Source organism: Candidatus Binataceae bacterium (genome assembly GCA_035500095.1).
Lineage (GTDB): Bacteria > Desulfobacterota > Binatia > Binatales > Binataceae > JAKAVN01.
The window spans coordinates 23,712-46,831 of the sequence record DATJXN010000110.1 but is presented as its reverse complement, the minus strand read 5'-3'; the positions used below and the strand labels follow the sequence as shown (position 1 = coordinate 46,831).

General features: G+C 65.1%; 25 protein-coding genes. 13 read left to right on the top strand and 12 right to left on the bottom strand.

What is annotated here, in order from left to right:
• The coding region (locus tag VMI09_11065) for a VOC family protein (GenBank protein HTQ25228.1) at positions 1–341 on the bottom strand (341 nt) is incomplete at its 3' end.
• 214 nt (positions 342–555) lie between these two features.
• Between VMI09_11065 and VMI09_11060 the strand changes: the two genes are divergently transcribed.
• Both VMI09_11060 and VMI09_11055 read left to right on the top strand, forming a co-directional pair.
• Positions 556–1,740 carry a CoA transferase gene (locus tag VMI09_11060; GenBank protein ID HTQ25227.1) on the top strand — a complete coding sequence of 395 codons (1,185 nt, stop codon included), beginning with the start codon at positions 556–558 and terminating at the stop codon, positions 1,738–1,740.
• On the top strand, positions 1,733–3,349 hold the full coding sequence (locus VMI09_11055) for a hypothetical protein (GenBank protein ID HTQ25226.1): 1,617 nt from the start codon (positions 1,733–1,735) through the stop codon (positions 3,347–3,349). The genes VMI09_11060 and VMI09_11055 overlap by 8 nt, the downstream gene beginning before the upstream one ends.
• Positions 3,350–3,355: 6 nt before the next feature.
• Here the strand turns inward: VMI09_11055 and rpoD are convergent, their stop codons facing one another.
• Positions 3,356–5,101, bottom strand: a complete 1,746-nt coding sequence (rpoD, locus tag VMI09_11050) for an RNA polymerase sigma factor RpoD (GenBank protein HTQ25225.1) — start codon at positions 5,099–5,101, stop codon at positions 3,356–3,358.
• Positions 5,102–5,498: 397 nt separating this feature from the next.
• On the opposite strand from rpoD, the gene VMI09_11045 reads away from it, so the two are divergent.
• Positions 5,499–6,518: a sodium:calcium antiporter gene (locus VMI09_11045; protein ID HTQ25224.1), complete on the top strand. Its 1,020-nt coding sequence runs from the start codon at positions 5,499–5,501 to the stop codon at positions 6,516–6,518.
• A 20-nt stretch (positions 6,519–6,538) separates the two neighbouring features.
• On the opposite strand, the gene VMI09_11040 is transcribed toward VMI09_11045, so the two are convergent.
• Positions 6,539–6,964, bottom strand: a complete 426-nt coding sequence (locus tag VMI09_11040; GenBank protein HTQ25223.1) for a VOC family protein — start codon at positions 6,962–6,964, stop codon at positions 6,539–6,541.
• 170 nt (positions 6,965–7,134) lie between these two features.
• Here VMI09_11040 and VMI09_11035 point away from each other — a divergent pair, with 170 nt between their 5' ends.
• Both VMI09_11035 and VMI09_11030 read left to right on the top strand, forming a co-directional pair.
• Positions 7,135–9,459: a DNA polymerase domain-containing protein gene (locus tag VMI09_11035; protein HTQ25222.1), complete on the top strand. Its 2,325-nt coding sequence runs from the start codon at positions 7,135–7,137 to the stop codon at positions 9,457–9,459.
• A gap of 23 nt (positions 9,460–9,482) precedes the next feature.
• A complete protein-coding gene (locus VMI09_11030; protein ID HTQ25221.1) occupies positions 9,483–9,680 on the top strand; it encodes a DUF3565 domain-containing protein in 198 nt (65 codons plus the stop codon).
• A gap of 257 nt (positions 9,681–9,937) precedes the next feature.
• Here VMI09_11030 and VMI09_11025 read toward each other — a convergent pair whose 3' ends face one another.
• The 7 genes from VMI09_11025 to VMI09_10995 all read right to left on the bottom strand — a co-directional run bounded on the left by VMI09_11025 (position 9,938) and on the right by VMI09_10995 (position 14,429).
• Complete coding sequence (locus VMI09_11025; protein HTQ25220.1) at positions 9,938–10,162, bottom strand: hypothetical protein; 225 nt, start codon at positions 10,160–10,162, stop codon at positions 9,938–9,940.
• Positions 10,162–10,812, bottom strand: a complete 651-nt coding sequence (locus VMI09_11020) for a metallophosphoesterase (GenBank protein ID HTQ25219.1) — start codon at positions 10,810–10,812, stop codon at positions 10,162–10,164. Before VMI09_11020 ends, VMI09_11025 begins: the two co-directional genes overlap by 1 nt.
• Complete coding sequence (locus VMI09_11015) at positions 10,791–11,357, bottom strand: hypothetical protein (GenBank protein HTQ25218.1); 567 nt, start codon at positions 11,355–11,357, stop codon at positions 10,791–10,793. The genes VMI09_11020 and VMI09_11015 overlap by 22 nt, the downstream gene beginning before the upstream one ends.
• Positions 11,354–11,845: a hypothetical protein gene (locus tag VMI09_11010; GenBank protein ID HTQ25217.1), complete on the bottom strand. Its 492-nt coding sequence runs from the start codon at positions 11,843–11,845 to the stop codon at positions 11,354–11,356. The genes VMI09_11015 and VMI09_11010 overlap by 4 nt, the downstream gene beginning before the upstream one ends.
• Positions 11,846–11,884: 39 nt before the next feature.
• Positions 11,885–12,091, bottom strand: a complete 207-nt coding sequence (locus tag VMI09_11005; protein ID HTQ25216.1) for a hypothetical protein — start codon at positions 12,089–12,091, stop codon at positions 11,885–11,887.
• A 64-nt stretch (positions 12,092–12,155) separates the two neighbouring features.
• Complete coding sequence (locus tag VMI09_11000; GenBank protein ID HTQ25215.1) at positions 12,156–13,418, bottom strand: aminotransferase class III-fold pyridoxal phosphate-dependent enzyme; 1,263 nt, start codon at positions 13,416–13,418, stop codon at positions 12,156–12,158.
• Between the two features lie 69 nt (positions 13,419–13,487).
• Positions 13,488–14,429 (bottom strand): fumarylacetoacetate hydrolase family protein, encoded by a 942-nt coding sequence (locus tag VMI09_10995; GenBank protein HTQ25214.1) that lies wholly within the window; start codon positions 14,427–14,429, stop codon positions 13,488–13,490.
• Between the two features lie 154 nt (positions 14,430–14,583).
• Here VMI09_10995 and VMI09_10990 point away from each other — a divergent pair, with 154 nt between their 5' ends.
• From VMI09_10990 to VMI09_10955, 8 genes are all read left to right on the top strand, one after another.
• Positions 14,584–15,036, top strand: a complete 453-nt coding sequence (locus VMI09_10990) for a Fe-S-containing protein (GenBank protein HTQ25213.1) — start codon at positions 14,584–14,586, stop codon at positions 15,034–15,036.
• 47 nt (positions 15,037–15,083) lie between these two features.
• Positions 15,084–15,278, top strand: coding sequence for a hypothetical protein (locus VMI09_10985; protein HTQ25212.1), 195 nt, complete (start codon positions 15,084–15,086; stop codon positions 15,276–15,278).
• A 185-nt stretch (positions 15,279–15,463) separates the two neighbouring features.
• A complete protein-coding gene (locus tag VMI09_10980; GenBank protein HTQ25211.1) occupies positions 15,464–16,159 on the top strand; it encodes a hypothetical protein in 696 nt (231 codons plus the stop codon).
• A complete protein-coding gene (locus VMI09_10975) occupies positions 16,156–16,380 on the top strand; it encodes a hypothetical protein (protein HTQ25210.1) in 225 nt (74 codons plus the stop codon). Before VMI09_10980 ends, VMI09_10975 begins: the two co-directional genes overlap by 4 nt.
• Positions 16,377–16,760 (top strand): copper resistance CopC family protein, encoded by a 384-nt coding sequence (locus VMI09_10970; GenBank protein ID HTQ25209.1) that lies wholly within the window; start codon positions 16,377–16,379, stop codon positions 16,758–16,760. Before VMI09_10975 ends, VMI09_10970 begins: the two co-directional genes overlap by 4 nt.
• Positions 16,757–17,626: a CopD family protein gene (locus VMI09_10965; protein HTQ25208.1), complete on the top strand. Its 870-nt coding sequence runs from the start codon at positions 16,757–16,759 to the stop codon at positions 17,624–17,626. The genes VMI09_10970 and VMI09_10965 overlap by 4 nt, the downstream gene beginning before the upstream one ends.
• A gap of 217 nt (positions 17,627–17,843) precedes the next feature.
• Complete coding sequence (locus VMI09_10960) at positions 17,844–19,247, top strand: ATP-binding protein (GenBank protein HTQ25207.1); 1,404 nt, start codon at positions 17,844–17,846, stop codon at positions 19,245–19,247.
• A gap of 84 nt (positions 19,248–19,331) precedes the next feature.
• Entirely contained in the window at positions 19,332–19,985 is a 654-nt protein-coding gene (locus tag VMI09_10955; protein ID HTQ25206.1) for an FMN-binding negative transcriptional regulator, read from the top strand.
• A gap of 34 nt (positions 19,986–20,019) precedes the next feature.
• On the opposite strand, the gene frc is transcribed toward VMI09_10955, so the two are convergent.
• A complete protein-coding gene (frc, locus tag VMI09_10950) occupies positions 20,020–21,264 on the bottom strand; it encodes a formyl-CoA transferase (GenBank protein HTQ25205.1) in 1,245 nt (414 codons plus the stop codon).
• Entirely contained in the window at positions 21,264–22,985 is a 1,722-nt protein-coding gene (locus VMI09_10945) for a thiamine pyrophosphate-binding protein (protein HTQ25204.1), read from the bottom strand. Before VMI09_10945 ends, frc begins: the two co-directional genes overlap by 1 nt.
• Between the last annotated feature and the right edge of the window lie 135 nt (positions 22,986–23,120).

The following is a 23,120-nucleotide window of genomic DNA, read 5'->3' as shown; positions in this document are numbered from 1 at the left end:
AGTACCATCCGATGACTGCTCGGCAGGGAGAAACGGATCGCGCGGCCCACGAACGGGATTGCACCGGGCGCCAGTTCCTCGACCTCGATGCCCCAGTCCGCGATCGCGTCGCTGAAGGTGTCGAGTTCGGAGTCGCGTTCCACCTTGTATGCGATGTAGTTGGCCCCGGCATGATCGGAGGGAGTCAGAATCACGCTGTAGCGGTCCCATTCATCCCATGCCTTGTAGTACGTCGTTCCGCCGCTTTCGCGATGAGTCTCGATGAGTCCGATCACGTTGGAGTAATGGTCGCGCGCCTTTTCGATGTCGGTTACTCGAACCGAGACGTGCCCGATGCGCATGACTGCCACGATAGGGGTCCTCCGTGGGCGAGATGGCCCGATGCTAACACCGGCGTCGCCCCGTTGTCATCCACGATCGAGCCGGCCCTGGGGCCCTCGTTTCGCCGGGCCGCTCCATCCGATATATGGTCATCGCATCGATTGGATGGTTGCACGCTGCCGTCGATTCCGATCGGCTGCGCCCATCGGTTGCCGACAGGAGGTTCCAAGCGCGATGCCCGATTCTCCCCCGCTTGCCGGAATCACGGTCATCGATCTCACCCGCTACCTGGCTGGCCCGTTCTGCACGCAGGTACTCGGCGACTACGGGGCCGAGGTCATCAAGATCGAGCCGGTCGAAGGCGCGCGTGCCGAGATGGGCGGCTATACCGGCAAGGACAGCTATTTTTTCATGAGCACGAACCGTTCGAAGAAGAGCGTGCAGATCGATTTGCGCCAGAGCGCGGGCCGAGACGTGATGCTTCGTCTTGCCGGCCAGGCCGACGTGGTGATCGACAATTTTCGCCCCGGCGTGATGGAGGCGATGGGCCTCGGCTACGAGACGCTTGCCGCGCGCAATCCGCGGATCATCGCATGCTCAATCTCGGGCTTCGGCGCGAGCGGACCGATGCGCGATACTCCGGGCTTCGACCAGATCGCGCAAGGCTTCTCGGGCCTGATGAGCGTCACCGGGACCGAGGAGAGCGGGCCGATGCGGGTCGGGATTGCGATTTGCGATCTGCTGGGCGGAATCTTCGCCGCGCAGGGAATCCTCCTCGCGCTCGAGGCGCGCCATCGCTGCGGCCGCGGTCAGCGCGTCGATACTTCGCTGCTCGAGGCGATCGTCAGCGTGCTCACCTGGTCGGCGGGAATCTACTTCGATACCGGGCGCGCGCCCGGCCCCGCCGGCAACCATCATCCGCTCGCATCGCCGCACGGCGTCCACGCCGCCTCCGACCGCCCTTTCAACATCGCCTGCGGCAACGAGGCAATGTGGCGGGCGCTGGCCGACGCGATCGGGCGGCCCGAGCTTAAAGACGATCCGCGCTTTTCCTCGCTCGGCCATCGGATAAAGAACCGCGCGGCCCTGACCGTGGAGATCAATCGCGCGCTCGCCTCCAACACGGCGGCCTACTGGATCGACTTGCTCAATCGCGCGGGCATCCCCTCCGGTCCGATCATGACGCTGGAGGAAATGTTCAACCATCCGCAGATCGCGGCGCGAGAGATGCTGCTGCGACTGCCGCATCCGGTCCGCGGCGAGTTCATGACGACCGGACTCGGAGTAAAACTCTCCGAAACGCCGGGCCGCATCACGCGGCCGCCGCTCGTCGGCGAGCATACGGCCGAGGTCCTTGCGGCGCGCGGCTTCAGCGCCGAGGAGCTAACCCGTCTGCGCGAGGCCCGGGCGATTGGCTAGCGCGCCCGAGCAGGCATCCCCGTCGGCGAGCGCGGCGCCGCTGCCGCGCGCTCCGGAAGGCCGCCGCAGCGCGTTGAGGCTTTGCCTCCTGTTCGGCGCGGAAATGCTGGCGTGCGCGCTCTTTCGTCTGCCTACAGATATGGGTTTTGACGCCAACGCCTTTGCCGACCGGGGCGATTTCCTCTCGATCGCATACCTGGTCGGACACGGCAGCCGTCCGGCAATCGATTTCGGCTACCATTGGGGACTCCTGCCGATAATGCTGGCGCAGGCGTGGTTTGCGCTCTTTGGCGCGACGGCGCAGTCGAACGAAGCGATCATGGTCATCTGCGCGCTCATGGTCGCGATCGGGATGGCGCGGATGGCGGCGGCGCTGCGCCTGGGCGCGCCCGGCATCGGATTGCTGATGTTCGCGATGCCGTTTGCGTTTCCGACCTTCACGCTGACCTATGCCCTGGAGGCCGCGCTGCTCTCCAACGCGCTCGCCGAACAGGCGGCGCAAAGGCGCTCGCGCGCGCTCGCGCTGGCGACGGCGTCCTGCTTCGTCAATCCCAGCATGGCGTACCTCTATGGCTTCGTGCTGCTGCTCGGACTGCTGTGGGAGAGCCGGGGGCCCGACGATCGCGGGAGTCGGCTGCAGGGTTGGTCAGTTGATTGGCCGCGGATCCTGCACGTGATTGCGCCCGCGGCAATCACCGGCGGTATCGTGATACTCATCCTGTGCGCAGTCTATGGTCCGCTTGCGCTGGCGAAGACCATCCTGCCGCTCGCCGGGATGGCGGCGCATCATAATCAAGCCTCCGGGCTTTTTCGCGGGGTCGGCCGTGATTTCTGGTATCAACCGCAACTCGGACTCCCCTTTTACGTCTTCACCGTGGTCGGCTTTTGGATCGCTGCAAGCCTTTGGTTGATCGTCGCGGGGCTGAGGGCCTTACGGAGCCTGGCGTTGGCGCCGCGCGCGCGCGACATCGCCGGCGCCGCCGACCAGTTCGTCCTTACCGGCTCCGCCGAATTCGTTCTGACCTGCGCCGTCCTGCATGTGACCTTCGTCACGGTCTTTTTCGGCTCCGAGGTCAGCTGGCGCTACTATTGCTACATCCTGGTGATGGGCGCCGCTGCGACCAGCGTCCGCGATCTTCTGTCGGCGCGAATCGCGGGTCTGCTTGCCGCTATGGCGCTGCTCGGTAACGTCTCGCATTTCGCGCAGATCAATGGGCAATGGCGCAGCACGTCGCGCAGCCCGGTGACGGCCGGGATGTGGGCGTCAGCCGAAGAGGTGCGGGAGTGGGAACAAGTCAAGCGCGCGGTCGGCGGTGAGGATGCCAGCCGTCGCGCGCTGGTGCTCACCGCGATGGGATCCGCGCCGGTGCTATCGCCCCTGTTCGAGCCGCCCTTCGCCAACCATTTCACGCCGGGTGAGCTGATGCCGGATCAGCTCGCCCGCCTGATGCGCCAGATAGACGGCGCGCAGCGCATCGTCGTCGTGATCAGCCCCGGCTACAGCAACATGCTGGTATGGTGGCCCGATATCCAGCGCGCGCTGGACGGTCATGAGCTGATATGGAAGGGCAACTCGCTCGCGGTATATGGACCGCGCCGGCCGCGTTGAGCGCGGCTACTCGCGCTCCATGAAGCCTTCGAGGTTGCGCGAGCGCCCGGTCTGGCGCAGCTTGCGCAGCGCCTTGGCCTCGATTTGCCGGATCCGTTCGCGCGTTACCGCAAACTGCTTGCCGACTTCTTCCAGGGTGTAGTCGGTCTTCTGCCCGATGCCGAAGCGCATACGCAGAATCTGCTCTTCGCGCGGCGTCAGCGTTGCCAGCACCTTGCGCGTCTGCTCGCCGAGGTTGCCCTGGATCGCGGCCTCGACCGGCGAGGGCGCCAACTCGTCCTCGACAAAATCGCCGAGCGAGCTCTCCTCTTCGTCGCCGATCGGAGTCTCCAGCGAAATCGGCTCCTTGACGATCTTGAGCACCTTCTGGACCTTGTCGAGCGGCATCTCCATCTGCTCGGCGATCTCTTCGGGGCCCGGCTCGCGGCCCAGCCGCTGGACGAGCAGCCGCGTGACCCGCAGCAGCTTGTTGATGGTCTCGACCATGTGCACCGGGATGCGGATGGTGCGCCCCTGGTCGGCGATCGCGCGCGACATCGACTGGCGTATCCACCACGTCGCGTAAGTCGAAAATTTGTAGCCGCGCTGGTACTCGAACTTGTCCACCGCGCGCATCAGGCCGATGTTGCCTTCCTGGATCAGATCGAGAAAGCCCAGGCCGCGGTTGGTGTAGCGCTTGGCCAGGCTCACGACCAGGCGCAGGTTGGCCTCGGTCAACTCCTTCTTGGCGCGTCGGCTCTTGTGCTGCCCGGCGGCGATGACCTCGATCGAGCGGCTGAACTCGTCGCCGCTGGTCTTGACCCGCCGTTCGACTGCCTTCATCGTGCGCTGCGCCTCGCGGATGCGCGCCGCGATGTCGAGCAGGTTCTCGCGGGTGCCGTTGACCTTGAGCACGTGGCGGCGATCCTCGGCTTCGGCGGCTTCCCTGATGAGCTGGGTCTTGGAGCGGCCAGTCGCCTCCTCGTAGTGCTGAACGATCTGATGGGCCTGGCGGAACTGGTCGAGCTGATGGCGCATCTCGGCGATCACTGCGTCGCGCACGTGGCGCGAGAGCCCCATCGCGATCAATGCGGCCTTGACCCGCTCGCGCGTACGCTGGTAGTTGCGCTCGAGCTTCGGCTTGCGCCGCGGGCCCGGGCGCTCGCGCAACTCCTCTTCCAGGTCTTCGAGCTTGCTTCGCAGGTCCTTCAGTTTTTTTGTCGAGTCGTGGAGCTTCTTGAGCAGCTTCTCGTTGGCTTCGGGCCCGCGCTCTTCATCCGGATCCGCCGGTTCTTCGCTTTCCTCGAAGATGTCGCGCAGGTCGGCCTCGCCCGCTTCGATGCGCTCGCCGAGGTCGATCAAAAAATCCAGCGTTACGGGCGACTTGAGGACCTCTTCTTCGACCTCCTGCTCGCCGGCCTCGATCCGCTTGGCGATTTCAACCTCCTGCTCGCGCGAGAGCAGCTGGAAGTTGCCCATCTCCTTGAGATAAAGGCGTACTGGGTCGGACGAATCGCCCGCTGCCTCGGTGGTCTCTTCTTCGGCCTCTTTCTCGGGTTCCGCCTCGACCTCGCCCTCGGCCCCCTCGGTGGGGACCTCTTCGAGAACTTTTATGTCCATGTCCTCGAAGCTCTCGAGCGCGGCGCGCAAATCGGTGGGCGAGGCCACGTCCTGAGGCAGGAAATCATTGACCTGATCGAAAGTCAGGTAGCCCTGCTCGCGGCCGAGGTCCACCAGGCCTTGAAGATCCTTCCCTTCGTACTTTTGCTTCATACTGCTAGTGTCCGTTCTGCCGTCTTACCCGGCTGTCGCGGGCGGGTCGATCGATATGGGAGCCTGCGGCACGCGGGGGAAAACCCGGCGAGCACCCCTTGCGCGCCGCTTCAGGAAGATCAAATTGAATAAGCGGGACCGTCTGTGGCAAAGCACCCCATTATATGGATCGTCGCCAGGCAAGTCAAAGCAGGCTCTTTTGCCTTGATCTGCTTGTAGGCTATCCACCCCATACCGACCCCACCAATCCAATTTAGCAACTATTTCGTCCTCGCGCATCGGGGAAGCGTGCTCCCGCGCGCCGTTTGCCTGGCGTGACGGCTTGCTTCAAAGTTCATAAGATGGTGGGCCGCGCGGCGCGGTCCGGCCTCGGTCTTGCTTGTGAAGGTGGCATCGGTTGTCGATTCATATCGTTATCCTGCTGGCGAGCTTCGCCGTCATCCTCGCGGGCTCCGAGATGTTCACCAACGGGGTCGAATGGGCGGGCCATCACCTGAGCCTCTCCGAGGCCGCTGTCGGGAGCCTGCTCGCCGCTGTCGGTACCGCCCTGCCCGAGACGCTGATTCCCGCGGTCGCGCTGCTCATGAGCCGCGGTATGCCGGGGGCTCATAGCGAAGTCGGAGTCGGTGCGATCGTCGGGGCGCCGCTGATGCTTTCGACTATTGCGCTGTTCGTGATGGGAGTAGCCGCGCTTGGCTTCCGCGGCCGCCGCGGGCGGAGCGCGCTCCACATTCCGCGAATTGACGCCCGGCGTGACCTAGCATTCTTCATGCCGGTATTCATCGCGACGTTGCTCCTCGGGATGACCAGGCTGCCCCCGGCCGCCCGCTACATCGTCGGTGCGATGCTGCTCGCGGTGTATGCGAGCTATGCGCTGGTGATCCTTAGGCTCAGACGCGACGCTGGAACTTCGGTCGAGTACGGGCTGCACCTGGAGCGCCTGTTTGGAGGTAATCCGCGCGACCCGGGTGGCCGCACCACCGTGATCCAGGTGCTGCTCGGTGTGATCGCGATTCTGCTCGGTGCGTACGTGTTCGTCGATCAGATCGTTTTTCTTTCACAACACGCCAGCCTGAGCGCCGGCGTGCTTTCGCTCATCCTGAGCCCGCTCGCCACCGAATTGCCCGAAAAATACAACGCCGTCGTCTGGATTCGTCAGGGCAAGGACAATCTTGCGCTGGCCAACATTACGGGCGCGATGGTCTTTCAGAGCTGCATCCCGGTCGCACTCGGCCTCGTCTTCACGCCCTGGCATCTGAGCCCGCCGGAACTGCTGGCCGGCGCGATCGCGGTTCTTTCGGCTGCGCTCCTTTACGCCAACCTCCGCGACGGCGTATTGGGAACGCCGACCCTGGTAGTGGGAGGCGCGGCCTACGCCGGGTTCATCGCGGGCCTGCTATGGCTCCGCGCTCTGTGACCGCTTGGACCGCGAGTCTCTCAGGATCGCGGCCAGTGAACGAATTCGAACTTCACCCCGTCGGGATCGGCAAAGTAAACCGCGAAATATCCCCGGAAATACGGATACTCGGCCGGCGGATCGAGGATCTGCGCGCCCATCTCCCTGAGCAGGCTGTGCATGCGCTCGACGTCGGCCCGATCGTCTGCATTGAACGCAATATGGTTCAGGCCCGGCGCGTCGCGGTCATGCCTCTTGCGCGCGGAATCTCCCTTCGCCGGGCGTAGCGTGACGGAGCCATTGGGGCTCGTCCATGCGTTCAGCCGGGTCTTCATCAACTGCTGATTTTCCTCGCGCACCTCGACCCGCGTATAGCCCATGAAGCCCAGAACCTTGTCGAAAAACTCCGTCGAGCGGACCAAATCGCTGGCTGTTAGCGCCAAATGACTGATACTACCGCGGCCCATAATGTGCCTCCGCCGGGAAACTTCGCGATCCGTTTCGCACAATCCTCTTTGCATGATCCTCTTTGATCGATTGCCACGGGTATGGCAACCGCGGAATCAATGGCGGTGAGCGGACGGCGCGGTTGTGATATCGCCCGCTGGCGCGCCACAATTCGCCTCCGGAAGCTGCGATGAACCACTACCAGGAGATCTGCCGGCAGTTTTACGACAACCGGCTGCTCTTCGGCGATCCCGCGGAACGCGGGATCGTCGCGGTCGAGGTTGTTCCGCCGGGCGAGGTCGAAATCTACCGCCGATTCGGCGCCGATCTGACGCGTGAGCGCCGCCCGCTCAGGCTCTTCGCCCTGCTGGCGGAACCGGGGATGCTCAACGGCCTTCGCGCCCCGTACCGGGTCGAACCGCTTGAGGGCAATTTCCGTCTGCGATGGCTTGCGACATTCGAGCGCCTCGACGCGCTGGAAGCCGCGCGGCGCCATCTGCGCAACCTCACCGGCAAATCGCTCGGCGTTTCCGACGCTCCCTACCTGGTGCTTACGGACCCGGTCGAGCAGCACCTCATCCTGAGCGGCTCCGCGTTTTTCATCGGGATGGAATTCGACGATCTGCGCCGGATGCAGCTCGATATCGAAACCTACATCAGTCCGGGCTTCGAGTTTCCGACCGCGGCGCGGGAGGGCGACCGCGTGATCGCGATCGCGCTCCGCGATTCGGCCGGCTACGAACGCGTATTGCGCGGCGACGAGATGGACGAGTGCACGATGCTCGAAGAGTTGGTGCGGATCGTCGCCGCGCGCGACCCCGACGTTATCGAGGGCCATAATCTCTTCCGTTTCGATCTCGAGTATCTCGAAGCGCGCGCCCGGCGCCATCGGGTGAAGCTCGCGCTCGGCCGCGACCGCAGCGAGATGAGCGCGCGCGCCTCGCGCCTGCAGATCGCCGAGCGCTCGATCGCCTACCGCCGCTACGACATCCGCGGCCGCAGCATCGTCGATACCTGGATCCTCGCTCAGCACTACGATATCGCGAGCCGCGAGCTCGAGGGCTTCGGGCTGAAGGAGCTGGCGCAGCATTTTCACGTGGCCGCCGCCGACCGCGTCTATATCGACGCCGCGCGCGTGAGCGACTGCTTCGACCATCGGCCAGAAGAGCTTTTCGCCTACGCGGTGGGCGACGTGCGCGAGACCGCTGCGCTCGCGGGGCTGCTCGCGCCGAGCTATTTCGTGCAGGCGCAGATTTTCCCCTACTCCTTCCAGAACGTGATGCTGCGCGGGAACGCAACCCGGATAGACGCGCTGCTGATGCGCGCCTACCTGGCCGCGCGCCATTCGATTCCCTCGCCGCAGGCCCCGAGCGAAGTGATGGGCGGGTACACCGAGGTCCGGCGCTGCGGCGTCGCGCGCCGCGTGCTGCATTGCGACGTGACGTCGCTGTACCCGTCGCTGATGCTGCATTACGGGCACGCGCCGGCGGGCGACCGGCTCGGCGTGTTCCTGAAAGCGCTGGGCGACTTGCGGAGCTTCCGCATCCAGGCCAAGGCGGCGGTGCGCGAACTCGACGGCGCCGCGCGGCGCAACCTCGAGGCGCTCCAGCAGACCTTCAAAATCCTCATCAATTCGTTTTACGGCTACCTCGGCTTTTCGCTCGGCCATTTCAACGACTTCTTCCAGGCCAATGCCGTCACTCGTCGCGGACGGGAGCTTATCCAGGCCGCGGTCGCCGCGCTCGAGGACGCCGGCGCGCAGGTGATCGAGGTCGATACCGACGGCATCTATTTCGTCGCGCCGCCGGGCGTCGATGAGGCCGCCGCCGCGCAGAGCCTGATCGAGCGGATCGGCGCCGCGATGCCCGAGGGCGTGCGGCTCGAGATCGACGGCTGCTATCCCGCGATGTTCTCCTACAAGATGAAGAACTACGTGCTGCTCGAGGAATCGGGCGAGATGACGATTCGCGGCTCGGGGCTGCGCTCGCGCGGCCTCGAGCGGTTCCAGCGCCGCTTCATGGAGGAGATGTTCCGCCTGATGCTGGAGCAGCGCGCCGGCGAAATCCCGGAGCTCTACGAGGGCTGGCGCGATCGCCTGGCGCGCCACGCCTTCGGTATCGGCGACCTGATGAAGACCGAGACGCTGCAGGACTCGCCCGAAACCTACCGTGACAAGATCGGCGGCAAGCGGCGCAACGTCTCGGCGGCCTACGAACTGGCGCTCAAGGCCCCGCGCCCGTACTTGAGCGGCGACCAGATTTCCTATTACGTTGCGGGCCGCGGAACCCGGGTCAAAGTGAGCGCGGCGGCGCGCCTGGCCGCAGAATACGACCCGGCCAATCCCGACGAAAACGTCGAATACTACCAGGCCAAGCTCGCCGAGCTTTACGCCAAGTTCAGGCCCTATGCCGAGAGGCCCGGTCTCTTCAGCCCTGCCGAAGTCGAAAGCGCGACCGAACAGCCGGAGCAGCAGTCGATGTTCGACGAGGCCGTGACCGAGAAAGCCGGCAAATAGGATCCGCCTGAGATGCCGGAGCGATGAAACGGAAGATCATCGGGTTTCATCTGGACGAGCAGGCCGACTGGGTCGCGGACCTCGAGTGCGGACACACGCAGCACGTGCGCCATCAGCCGCCCTGGCAGCAGCGTCCGTGGGTGACGACCGCAGAGGGACGTCAGAGCCGGCTCGGCGTCGAACTCGACTGCAAAAAGTGCGACGACGAGGCCGCCGCATAGGCATGAGCGGCTGGCATGGTGTCCCGGAAATAAGATTGAGCCCAGGATCTCGAGGCGGTCATTACCGAGCGCAGCGAGGAATCTCGCCTTCCACGAAGGAACGAATAACGATCCGGGATTCCTCGGTCGCTGACTCCCTCGGAATGACACCCTGACGCTATCTCGAGGCGGTCATTCCGAGCGCAGCGAGGAGTCCCGGTCTCGGAATGACACCTTGACGCTTTTCTGGATATGCAAGTTATTTGCGGGACGTCACACTAGCGGCGCCAGCGTAGATTGCCGTTTTCGTCGCGAAATTCCTCGACGAGCTGATCGCCGCTAAGCCGCAGCATCAGGAATCCGTTGAGCGCGCGCGCCGGCTCTTCGACGTCCTTGGCGTTGCGGTTCTCGGCCCACTCCAGCGTGAAGCCGGCGGCGCCGAGCCCGGTCTCGGCGGCAAACGGCAGCCACGGCACGCCGCAGTGCCCGACGCATCGCGCCATCAGATTGCGCCCGCCGCCGATCGGAAACGGCGCCAGCGCGTAGCCGGCGTGGACGTGTCCCCAGTACCAGTAATCGGGGCCGCCGTCGGTCGCCTGGAGCACCTGGTTCCACAATCCGCGACGGTGATCTTGACGCCGGCGCCCGCCGGTTCGACGTCGATGCCGGCGTGATGGGTGAGCAGGATGACGCGGCGGCCGGCCTGGCGCGCGGCGCGCGTCAGGGTCGCGAGCCACGGGAGCTGAACGTCGGTGTCGATGAAGCCGTTGAGGTAGAGGTCGTGCGCGTAATAGGCGGTGTCGATCGCGATTATGGTCCAGTGATCGTTCTGCAGAGAAAAGTAGCTCAGCCCCTGCTGCGCTTTGAACCGCGGATCGGCAAGCGCGATCTGGAAGTAGCTCACGCCGCTCGAGTACATCTCGTGATTTCCGTTGAGCGCGAATGACGGCGCGTTGGCGTTGACACCCGCCGGCCAGAGCGCGAGGAACTTGTTGCGCACCTCGCTTTCGGCGCCGGCGTAGTAGATGTCGCCCAGATGGATCGTATGGTCGGGCCTGAGGTCGGCGATGCGCTGGGCGATGCTGCGCGAGGAGGGGTTGCCGGTGCCCCAGTCGCCGGCGATCGCGATCGTCACCGCGTTGCCGATCCGCACGATCGGGCTGATGTTGCGCGCGATATGGGTGGGGAACGGCAGCGGCCGCGATTCCAGCAGATGGAAGAACGTCCCGAGCCATCCCGGATGAAGTTCCCGTACTGATAGAAGTCGGTCGCGTCGATCGCGCTCATCGGCCGCGCCGGCGGCGCCTCGGAGGTCATCGCCGCCGCCAGCAGCGAAAGCTGCAACTGGTGCGGCTGCGCGCTCTTGAGCGTGTCGACGAGTTTGCTGGGTGCGGTTTGATCGAGCGCGGCCTTGAGCGCGGCGATAACCGACTGGGCGCGCGGCAGAGCGTTCCCGCTGGCGGCCTCTAGCTTGTCCAGTATCGCTTTGATCTCGTCCGGCACGGGTTTGCTTTGCGCGCCTGGCCTTTCGATATGCAGGATCGATTTCCCCGCTGCGTCGGCCTGCCGCAGCAGGCGCGGAGTCGCGAGCGGAGGCGGCCATGTTGCGGCCGCCGCGCCTCCTCGCGCAGCTGCCGCTCCCGCGGGTGCGGCCGCGGTAACCGCCGCCGTGGCGCCTCCCGCGAGCGCGCTTTTCAACTCGCTCGCGATCCATCCGGCCGCGCCGCGCCGCGCCGCTCGCGGCGCGAACCCTTGACCGCGGGCCGCCCGGCGAAGCGCGCGCCCGCGATCGTCGCGGCCGGTCCCCTTTTTTCCGTCCAGCCGGCGGCCGGATTGGTGGTGTCGAGCACGCTGGCATAGCCGCCCGGCAAGAGGACAAACGGCGCGCCGATGCGCCCGCAGTAATCGAACGGAACCGCGCCGCCGCTGCGATGGAAAGTCTCGAACCAGGTCGGGAAGAGAAAGTCCGAGACCGTCACGCCGTCGATCGCACAGCCGAACTCGTCGGCCTGACAGGGGTCGCAGATTTCATAGGCGTAAAGCATCAGGCGGCTGTTTTCCGTCGTGCACACGGAGAGATTGATCGACGGATCCGCCAGCAACTCCATCAGTTCGTGGCTCGCGGTGACCGTCCATTCGACCCCGGCGTCGCGCGCGGTCTTCACGAACACTTTGCCGAGCGGCATCGCTTCATCAGTCAAATCGTGGTAACCGAGCGTGCCCGCCTAGCCGGTGTCGTCGAGGATGACCAGCCACCAACTTCCGGAGAGCGGCTTCGTGCCGGGTGCAACGAAGCTTATCGTCGCGTCGACGCCCCAGGCGGGCGCGAAGTGCTCGCTCACCTGGCGCTGCAGCGCTGCTGCCACGGTGTGAACTTCGGCAGGAGTGACCAGCTTGCTCTCGTTGATGATCGAGACTCGTATCGTGGCCATTTTCTCCCCTTGGACGCGCGCCGCGGCGCATTGCGCGGCGCGCCGGCCTGCTTCGGCTGCGTCGTTACGCCATCCGGGATTCTTCCCTGGCCAGGTCGCCGAGCGCGGCGGCAGCGCGATCGCAAAGCTCGGTGGCGACTTCGGGGGTCATCACCGTCGAGAGCGCGATAAGTCCGCGCGGCGCGAAAAACAGTCCCCGGTTCAGCGCTGCCAGATGAAAGTCCTCCATCATTCGCGCCGCGCGAGCGTGCACCTCACCCGCCCCCGCGCCTTCGAAGGCGGCGTTCATCAGCGAGCCCGACCGGCGGATGCCGAACGGGAGACCCAGCGTTGCCGCTGCGCGTTCCAGTTCCGCCTGAATCCCGCTGGCCATCCGGTCCATCGCGGCGATCCGCTCGGCGGTCAACTCGCGCAGCGAAACCACCCCGGCGGTGCAGGTCAGCGGGTTGCCGTTGAAGGTGCCCGAATGATGCATCGCGTGCGGCGTCGCGGGATCGAAATGCGCCATCAGATCCGCGCGCCCGCCGAGCGCGCCCACCGGCAAGCCGCCGCCGACGATCTTGCCCATCATGGTGAGGTCGGGCGCGACTCCCGCCGCCGCCTGCACGCCGCCCACTCCGAGCCGCAGCGTTATCACTTCGTCGGCCACGAACAGCGCGCCTGCGCGCGCCGCAGCGCCGGCCACACGGGGCAGAAAGTCGGGCGGTGGCGCGATGATTCCGCTCGAACCGAGTACGGGCTCGAGGAAGACCGCAGCGATGTCGCCCCCGTGCCGCGCGAGCATCGCCTCGAACGACGCGGCGTCTCCGTATTCCGCGAGCATCGTGCGCCCGCCCTCGCCGGCCCATTCGGAGGATAGGTCGTCGTAGGATCCGTGATAGCCCTGCCGCGCCATCAGCAGCTGCGTGCGGCCGGTCACGTGGCGGGCAAGCTGCGCGGCGAGCATTCCGGCCTCGCTGCCCGAATTGCAGAATCGCACCCGCTCGACCGAAGCGACGCGCTCGCAGATGAGCTCCGCAAGTTCGACCTGCGCCGCATTGCGCGCCGGCCACGCCGTGCCGTTCGCGCCCGCACGCGCGATCGCCTCGACGATCGGCGGATAGGCGTTGCCGTGCACGAGGCTCGTATAATTGCCGAGCAGATCGATGTAGCGGTTGCCGTCGACGTCCCAGAGAAACGGCCCTGCCCCGCGCACGATCGCCAGCGGGTACGGACGATGGAAGGTTACGCTGCGCGTGTCGCCGCCGGGCATCACGCGTGCCGCGCGCTCTCCGAGAGCGGCCGAGCCAGGGGTCCGCGTACGATAGAGTTGTTCGATCGAGTTCATGCGGAGACCTCCCGTATCGAACTGAAGATTGCTCGGCGGCGCGGGTTTCGGCGGCGGCCCGGCCGGCCGCTAAGCCGCCTCGACCGGGTTTTCCAGCGCGCCCAGGCCCTCGACCTCGACCCGTACCCGGTCGCCCGGCTTCATGAAGACCGGCGGCTTGCGCGTGTAGCCGACGCCGGCCGGCGTGCCGGTCGAGATCACGTCGCCCGGCTCGAAGGTGAAGACCTGCGAGAGATACGAGACGACATGCTCGGTCTTGAAAATCAGGTTGCGCGTGTTCGAGTGCTGCATGCGCTGGCCGTTTAAGTAGAGCGAGATCTCGAGGTTGTGCGGATCGGGAATCTCGTCGCGCGTCACAAGGTACGGCCCCATCGGCGCGAAAGTGTCGAAGGTCTTGCCGATCATCCACTGCCCGGTCTTCATCTGGTAATCGCGGCAGCTTACGTCGTTCATGATCGTGTAGCCGGCCACGTACTCCATCGCGCGCTCGGGCGGGATATCGCGGCCGGCGCGCCCGATAATGAAGGCGAGCTCGCCCTCGTAGTCGATCATCGGGGAGACTTTGGGAATCCTTACCGCGTCGCCTGGCCCGATCACGCAGTTGGCATACTTGGAGAAGAACGTCGGAACCTCGGGAATCTTGAAGCCGGCCTCTTCGGCGTGGTCGCGGTAATTGAGTCCCACCAGGATGAGTTTGGTCGGGCGCGGCACGGGCGCGCGCAACCGGACCGACTCGGCGCGGCGGGCAAGCCCGCGCTCTCGCGCGCCGTCGGCGCCAAGCCGCGCGACCAGCGCGAGCGCCTCCCGGGCGGCGTTCATCGCGCGCTCGCCGGCCTCGAGAAAGGCGACCATCTCGGGCGGCACGGCCTGGAGCGCAAGCTCGCTGGCGCGGCGCTCACCGCGCTCCTCCATCAGCGCGCGACAGGCGGCGTTGAGGTCGACTACGAGACCTTCGGCGAGGGCGCCGAGGCGAAGGTGTCGGGGCTCGTCTTCGAATGTGACCAGGCGCATTGATAGTGAGTTCTCCTTGCAGGATAGCCGCGCTGCGGGCGCGTTTCGTCACGGCAGTATAGTGCAAACGGCGGCGCTGACCCCAAACGGGCGGAGGTCATGGTCGTAGCTTGCATTTATTGGCGCCGTGATGAACGCTTGATGAAACCGGGCGATGCGCACAATCGGTGTAAAAAAACTCGTCATCGGAATAGCGGCCGCGGCGGTCGCGATCGCGGCCGCGATGCCGATCCTGCACTCCCGCTGTATCGAACTTCGAGGCGCGGAGATGCTGACGGTCTCGATGGCGCGGCTGGCCGATGGCGAAGCGCACCTTTTCTGCTACCGCGACCAGGCCGGTCAGCGGCTGCGCTTTCTTCTCGCGCAGGGCGATGACGGCAAGGTCCGCGCGGTCTTCGACGCCTGCCGCCAGTGCTATAAGTTCCGCCAGGGCTACAAAGTATCGCACGGAATGCTGATCTGCAGGCTCTGCGGCAACCGCTATCCGATCAATCACATGACCAGGGGCGAAGCCTCGTGCGTGCCGGTCAGCCTGGCGCATCATGAAGATTCGTCGCGGGTCGAAATCAAAGTGTCCGATCTCAAGTCGGGCGCGGCGCTGTTTTGAGATCGGCAACGGACTCGCGGCGTCCTGACCGCGCCGCGGCTGCGCTAGTGGCGCTGGCGATCCTGCTCGGCGGGATGCCGCTGACCCCTGGGATAGTGGTGCATAGTTCCGAGACGATGTTCACCCTGGACATCTGCCATCCCGGGCAAAGTTTCAGCCACTCGCCGGCGGCGGTGGCGGCGATTTTTCCGGGCTCTCCTGCCGTAACGCAGTTTTGCCGGAGCGCGGGCACGATGCCGTGACGACGATGGCGCTGCGCGTGCGAGCGGCTGACGCTCCTGATCCGCCGCCGGCAAAAACCCGCGCCTAAGCGGACGAATCGGATATTCAGGTTTTGCGAGCATGGCGTCGCACAGCGGCGACGCGACGCTCGAGCGCGTCGTTGGGATGCCCTGCAGCCGGTCGGACGCACTTACCGGAGAAGGCTATGAAATACGGATGCGTTCTCTTGCTGGTTCTGGCTATTGCGATACCCACCGCGGCATTCGCGCACGGCGTTGTGGGAGACTATGTTTTTCTCGAGCCGCTAATCGCGGAAGACCCTACGCCGGCCAATGAGTTTGATATCGCCCAACCTTCATGGACCAAGGCCAGCGACCGCCACGACTTCACACTCGGATACTCATTGGAGAAGGTGCTCTACCTGGATGACAACGAAATGCCGCGCTTCAGCGTCGGGCTCGACAACGCCTGGCACTATCAGTGGCCGAAGAATACGCCGGATGAGCGCGGCTTCGACAACCTCGAGCTTTTCGCGAAATGGGCGTTTTTCGTCTCAGCCGCGCACGAATTTCTGCTCTCGGCCGGTCCGCTTTTGCAACTGCCCACGGGCACTCCCGCGGTTGAGGAGCAGAGTCATACGAGTCTGGGGCCACTCTTCCTGTGGGAGAAGGGGATGGGCGATTTGCCCAATGTAACGGGACTCAGGTATCTGAGACCGTTCGGACTTCAGGGAGACTTCGCTTATTTGCCGGCACTGGGCGGTCATACAAGCCATCTGATGTTCGCCGACGGGGTGGTCGAATATTCACTGCCATACCTGAGCAATTCCGTCCGCGACATCGGGCTGAACAGCCGTTTAGAAACCTCTTTCTTTTTACCGAGTTCAACTACTCGCAGTTGATCACGGGTCCCTCGCAGCAGACTTTTCCCAATATCGTGGCAACGCCCGGAATCGCCTATGTGGGCTACCATTTCGAGCTGAGCTTCGGCACGCAACTCGCGCTCAACCACGCGTCGGTGCCGGGCACTCACGCCGTGGCGATCGGTCTTCTCGACATATTCTACGATTCGATATTTCCCAGGATCGGCAATTGGACGATCAATCGAGGCTTCCCGGGATGAACACGCTCACGCTGTGGATCATCGGCGTCTGCCTGCTGCTGGCCGCAGGCGCGGCCGGCCCTTTGGCGGCGCTGGCGCATTCGTTTCCGCAGGAGGAGACGCCGTCGGCCGGCCAGCGCCTCTCTTCGCCGCCCTCCGCGATCACGATCAAATTCGACGCGCCGATCGAGAAGTTGTTCGCCAAGCTCGACGTGCTGGACGCCGAGGGCAAGTCCGAAGCCGTCGGTCAACCGCAGGTTGATCCGAGCGCACTGACCCTGTCGGTCAAACTCGCCGCGCTCAAGCCGGGCGATTACACGGTGAAATGGGCGGTCGTCTGCATCGACTCGCACCACACGGAAGGCTCATACGTCTTTACAGTTGCGGGAGGCGGCGGATGACGCAGATCGGGGAGCGGGCGCTCGTCGCGTGGCCGTTGCTGGTGGCGGAGGTCCTGATCTTCGGCACGGCCGCGTTTGCCGTGCTGTTGGCGCCGGAGGCCCAGTCTGAAGAAGTCGCCAACGCGCTCACGCCGCTATGGCGCGTGCTCGCGCTCATGGCGGTCGTGTCCTCGCCGCTCGCTCTGCTGATCGGCACCGCGAACATGGGGGACCTGTCGCTGCGCGCGGCGCTGCCTTTTGTTCCGGACGTGCTTCGCGAGACGCATTTTGGAAAGGTCTGGCTCTGGAGCTTTCCCCTCAGCCTGAGCTTGCCCGCGATCGCGTGGACGCGCGGGCGCGGACCGCTGAAGACGGCGGCCCTGGGCCTCGCCGCGTGCGGTCTGCTCTTGCTTGGGAGCCTTTCTGGCCACGCGATCGACCGCGGCGCGCTCGCGGTCGTCGTGTACTTCGCGCATGAAGTCGCGGCAGCGCTTTGGATCGGAGCGATCCTCGGGCTCTGGGTGGGCGCTGTACGCGGCAAGCTTGGATCGGAGTGGGTATTGCGGACTGCGCCGCGGGTTTCGGGCGTCGCAGGATGGACGGTGACAATACTCATACTGAGCGGTCTGTACACGGCTTACTATTCGCTCGGCGCCGACCCGCACCGTCTAATCGAAGCGGCATACGGACGGACCCTGGTGGATAAGGTCTGTGCGGCGATGCTCGTACTGATGATCGGCGCGTACAACCGCTACTGGGTGATGCCCGCGGTTTCTGAGACATCAGCGCAGGCGAGCCTTCTGCGGAATGTGGGCATCGAGTGTATCCTTTTGGTCGGCGTTCTAGGTCTGGCGGCGCTGCTCGCCAACACTCCGCCGGCGCATTGAGGGGACTTGCTGCGCGCGCTCTTGGTTTGAACTTCCGTAGCGTGCGCACGATGCGCAGCGCTTGCCCTGACTGCAGATTATCCGCCAGCAACAAGCCAATCGCGCCAACCTTTCGCGTCCACGTTCCTGCAGGCGCAAGCGGCTCGGCCGGGCTCGCTTCGGTGTCGCGTACACTGTACCAATCAGAAACTGTCGGTGTACTGAATACGGAGCGAGCATGCCGGGTGCTTTTCTATATGTGCTGGCCGCGCAAGCTTCGGGCCTTCGCTTCGCGCATGACCAGTGGCTGTCGTGGGACCGGTCCTTGCTCTGGCCGGAAGCGGCCGATGCGATATCGGCGTTTGCCGCGGCAATCTGTCTGGTCGTGCTGGTGCCATTGATGCCAAGAGTGTTTGCATTTGCGACCGGCAGGAGACTCGCAGATACCAACCGCGAGCTCGAACCTGAGGTCGCCGAGCGCAAGCGGGCCGAGGCCATTTTTCGAGGTTTGTTGGAATCGGCTCCGGACGCGATGGTGATCGTGGATGCGAAAGGAAACATCGCGCTGGTGAACGGACAGACCGAGAGACTCTTCGGCTATCAGCGGGAGGAGATGGTCGGCAAACCGATGGAGTTGCTGATGCCGGAGCGCTTTCGCGGACGCCACGTAAGCGAGCGCATGAACTACGTCAAGGAGCCGCGGGCGCGAGCGATGGGCAGCGGGCTCGAGTTGTTCGGCCGGCGCAAGGAGGGCAGCGAATTCCCGGTCGAAATCAGCTTGTGTCCGCTGCGCACCGATGCAGGGATGCTGATCTCGAGCGCCATCCGCGACATTTCGGATCGCAAGCGCGTGCAGCTCGAACTGGCGCGTGCGCGCGACGAGGCCCTTGAGGGGTCCAGGCTTAAATCGGTCTTCGTCGCCAACATGTCGCACGAATTGCGCACGCCGCTTAACGGCATTATCGGTTTCAGCCAGTTGCTGTACGCTGGACACATTGCGCCGGGCTCGGCTGAATACAAACAGAGCCTTGCCGATATCCTCTCCAGCGCGCGCCACCTGCTGAGCGTCATCAACAATGCGCTCGACCTCGCCAAGGTCGAATCGGGCAAGATGGAATTCGTGCCGGAGCCGATCGATCCTGCGCTGCTGGTCGAGGAAGTGCGCAGCGTGCTGCGCGCTATAGCTGCGCAAAAGAACATCCGGGTCGACGCTGAAGTCGCGCCGGATCTCGGCGGTGTCGTTCTCGATTCAGGAAAACTGCGGCAGGTCCTCTACAACTATCTTTCGAACGCGATCAAGTTCAGCGGCGATGGCGCGCACATCACGATCCGGATGCGCCCTGAGGGCGAGGCATGGCTGCGCCTCGAGGTCGAGGACAGTGGCGAAGGTATCCGCGCCGAAGATTTGCCGAGGCTGTTCACCGAGTTTCATCAACTCGATTCCTCCTCCAGCAAACGGCATCAGGGCACCGGCCTCGGCCTCGCTCTGACGCGGCAGATCGTCGAGGCGCAGGGCGGCACGGTCGGGGTGTCGAGCGAGCACAGCAAGGGCAGTGTCTTCTGGGCGGTGCTACCGCGCCGCTACCCGGCGCGCGACAGTAACGGGCCGGAGCGGGCCCCAAACGGCAGCCATCCTCATTGAATTTGTTGACCGAACGGTTGCTGATTGAAGATTGTCGCTCTCCCTAGTTTACTGGTGCCGAGGCTCCGGCCGGGAGAAGCGCGGATGTACATACCGAAGACGTTCGAGGTTACCGACGCCTCGACGCTCCACCAGTTCATCGAAACCTACAGCTTTGGGACGCTAGTGACGATCGCCGCCGAAGAGCCGACCGCAACGCGGCTGCCGATGATCCTCGACCGCGCAACCGGCAAGCACGGAACCCTGCTTGGCCACGTCGCGCGCGCCAATCCGCAATGGCGCTCGTTCGACGGCCGCCAGCGCTGTCTCGCGATGTTCGACGGGCCGCATGCCTACGTTTCGCCGAGCTGGTATGCGACGTCGCCCGCGGTTCCGACCTGGAACTATGCGACCGTGCACGTTTACGGCATCGCCCGCGCGATCCATGACACGGAGCGGCTCTCCGCGCTGGTGGACAGGCTGGTCGGCATATACGAAGCCGGGCTGAGCGAGCCATGGCCCGGCACGATGCCCGCCGACTTCAGGGCGTCGATGCTCAAGGCCATCGTCGGATTCGAGGTCGAGATCGAGCGAATCGAAGGCAAGTTCAAGATGGGACAGAACCGGCCGCTCGAGGATCGAATCGGCGCGGTAGAACATCTCGAAAGGAGTGCCGATCCCGCTGCACGCGCGCTCGCGAGCCTCACGCGCAATCACCTTGGGCTCGAGCCCGCCGGCGCGCAGGAAAAGCCGGGTTAACGCGCCCCCGAACCGCGCGATCCGGCCGAGTCGATCAGACGACGCCTTCGGCCCGCAGGCGCTCAAGCTCGGCGTCGTCGTAGCCCATGACCTCGCGCAGAATGCTCGCGGTGTGCTCGCCCAAAAGCGGCGAGGCGGCAATTGCGACCGGGCTTTCGGACAGGATCAGCGGACAGCCTACGGTCTTGAACGAGCCGCGCTCCGGATGTTCGACGTCGGCGACCATCCCGCGCTGGGCGAGCGCCGGATCCTCGATCAAATCCTTCATCGAGAGAATCGGCCCGCACGGAACGTCGGCCTCCATCAGGGTCCGCATCACTTCGTGCTTGGTGTGGCGCATCGTCCATTGCTCGATCACGCCGAACACCTCGTCGAGATGCTTGATCCGAGCCTCGGGCGTCGCATACGCGGGATCGTCCGCGAGTTCGGGGCGGCCGGCGATACGCGCGAGCGCCGGCCACACCTGGGGCTGGATAATCACGTAGCAATAGTCATTCGCACCGCCCGGCGCGCAGCGCAGCGCGGCGCCGGGTTGGCCGCCGCCTGACGCGTTGCCGGAACGCGGCACCTCGTCGCCGAAGCTGCGGTTGGGATACTCGGCGAGCGGTCCGCGCCTGATCCGCTGCTGGTCGCGCAGCTTCACGCGGCACAGATTGAGCACCGCATCCTGCATCGCGACTTCGACGCGCTGGCCGCGCCCGGTCCGTGTGCGCTGGTAGAGTGCGGCCACGATCGCGGCCACCATGTGCATTCCGGTGCCGGAGTCGCCGATTTGCGCGCCGGTGCTCGTCGGCGGGCCGTCCTCGAAGCCGGTGGTGCTCATCGCGCCGCCCATCGCCTGCGCGATCGTCTCATAGGCCTTGCAATCTTCGAACGGGCCGGCGCCGAAACCCTTGATCGAAGCGAAGATAATGCGCGGGTTGAGCTTTTGGAGGCGCTCCCAGGTGAAGCCTTCGCGGTCGAGCGCGCCGGGGCCGAAATTTTCAACCAGCACGTCCGCGCGTTTAATCAGTTCGTCCAGGATGCGCTTGCCCTTCGCCGACTTGATATTCAGCGTGACACTGCGTTTGTTGCAGTTGAGCATCGTGAAATAGAGGCTGTCAACGCCGGGAAGATCGCGAAGCTGTCCACGCGTGATATCGCCGCGGCCCGGCATCTCGACCTTGATCACGTCGGCGCCGAGCCACGCCAGGATCTGCGTGCAGCTCGGGCCCGACTGCACGTGCGTCATGTCCAAAACCCGCACATCCGAGAGCGCCTTGTCCATCTCTTTCCTCATCACTTGTACATCGTCTGGTTCATCGTTCCCGGCGCGTAAACCTCGGGATCGATCCACACATTGATAAGCGCGCATTTGCCGGATTCGCGTGCGCGCCTGAGCGCCGGCCCGATTTCCTTCGCTTCGTGCACTTCTTCGCCATAGCCGCCGAACATCGCGGCGAACCGCTCGAAATGCACGTCGCCGAGGTAATTTGCGACCTCGCCGCGCGCCTTGCCGTACTTCGCCGTCTGCCCGTAGCGAATCTGGTTCATGTGTGAGTTGTTGCCGACGACGCCGATGAACGGCAGGCCGTAGCGCACGCAGGTCTCGAAGTCCCAGCCCGTCAGCCCGAACGCGCCGTCGCCGAAGAGGCACACGACTTCCTTGTCGGGCCGCGCGAGCTTGGCCGCCATTGCGAACGGCGTGCCCACGCCGAGCGTGCCGAGCGGGCCGGGATCCATCCAATGGCCCGGCGACTTGGGCTGGATCGCGCCGGCGGAAAAGGTCACGACGTCGCCGCCGTCGCCGATGAAGATCGTGTTCTCGGTCAGGAACTGGTTGATTTCGTGCGCGAGGCGCAACGGATGAATCGGGCTCGCGTCGGAGAGCAACCGCGGGCGCATCGCCTCGGCGCTCTTGTTTTCCTGCTCGCGCAGTTCGCGCAGCCACGGGTCGCGCCGTCGCGCGCCGCTGTCAACGCGGCCGCTCGCGGCCTGGGTGACGGCGGCAAGGATCGCGCCGGCGTCGCCGACGAGGCCCAGCGAGACGTCGCGGTTCTTGCCGACGGTGCGGTAGTCGAGATCGATTTGCACCACGGTCGCCTCCGCGCGGAGCCTCCGCCCGTAACCCATCCGGAAGTCGAAGGGCGTGCCGACGATCACGATCGCGTCGGCCTTCTCGAAGGCGTAGCCGCGGGTCTGATGGAAGTGATGCGGGTCGCCGGGCGCGAACGTGCCGCGCGCCGCGCCGTTCATGTAGGCCGGGATGTTAAGCCGCCGGCAGAACTCGATCGCCGCGGCGCCTGCCCGGCAACTCCAGACCTGAGTGCCGAGCAGGACGCACGGGCGCTCGGATTTCACCAGGATGTCGGCGAGGCGCTCGACCTCGCGCGGATCGCCGGCGGTTTTGGTGGACGCGCGATAGCGGCCGGCGACCGGGATGCGCGCCCGGGTGGCGTCGACGCGCGCGTCCAGCACGTCGCGCGGGATTTCCAGGAACGACGGTCCCGGCGCGCCGTTGTAGCATTCGCGAAACGCCATGCTCACCATATCGGCGATTCGCTCGGTGGAAGATACCGTCGCCGCGAACTTGGTGATCGGCTGCATCATGTCCACGTGCGGCAGGTCCTGCAGCGAGCCCATGCGATGCTGCGTGAGCGGGCCTTGACCGCCGATCAGCAGCATCGCGCTCTCCGCGCGAAACGCGTTGGCGACGCCGGTCACGGCGTCGGTCGTCCCCGGTCCCGCCGTGACCACCGCGCATCCGGTCTTGCCGGTGACGCGCCAGTAGCCGTCGGCGGCGTGGGCGGCGACCTGTTCGTGGCGGACGTCGACGATCTTGATGCCCTCGTTCAGGCAGCCGTCATAGATGTCGATGATATGGCCGCCGCAGAGGGTGAAGATGGCTTCGACGCCTTCGTTCTTGAGCGCCTTGGCCACCAGGTTGCCGCCGGAAATTTTCGGGCTCGCGTCGGCCGCGGGCGCTGCGCCTTCGGTCAATCTCTCAACAGCTCCGGCCATGGTCACTCTCCTGCGGGGATTTTCGGCATACCTTTCACTTTCACGATGGAATGGAGCGGGGTCTCGGGCGTGCGCGAGGCAAGTTGCCGGACGCAAATCGCATCGATTGATATACCGCCTCGCAGCAAGCGCGGC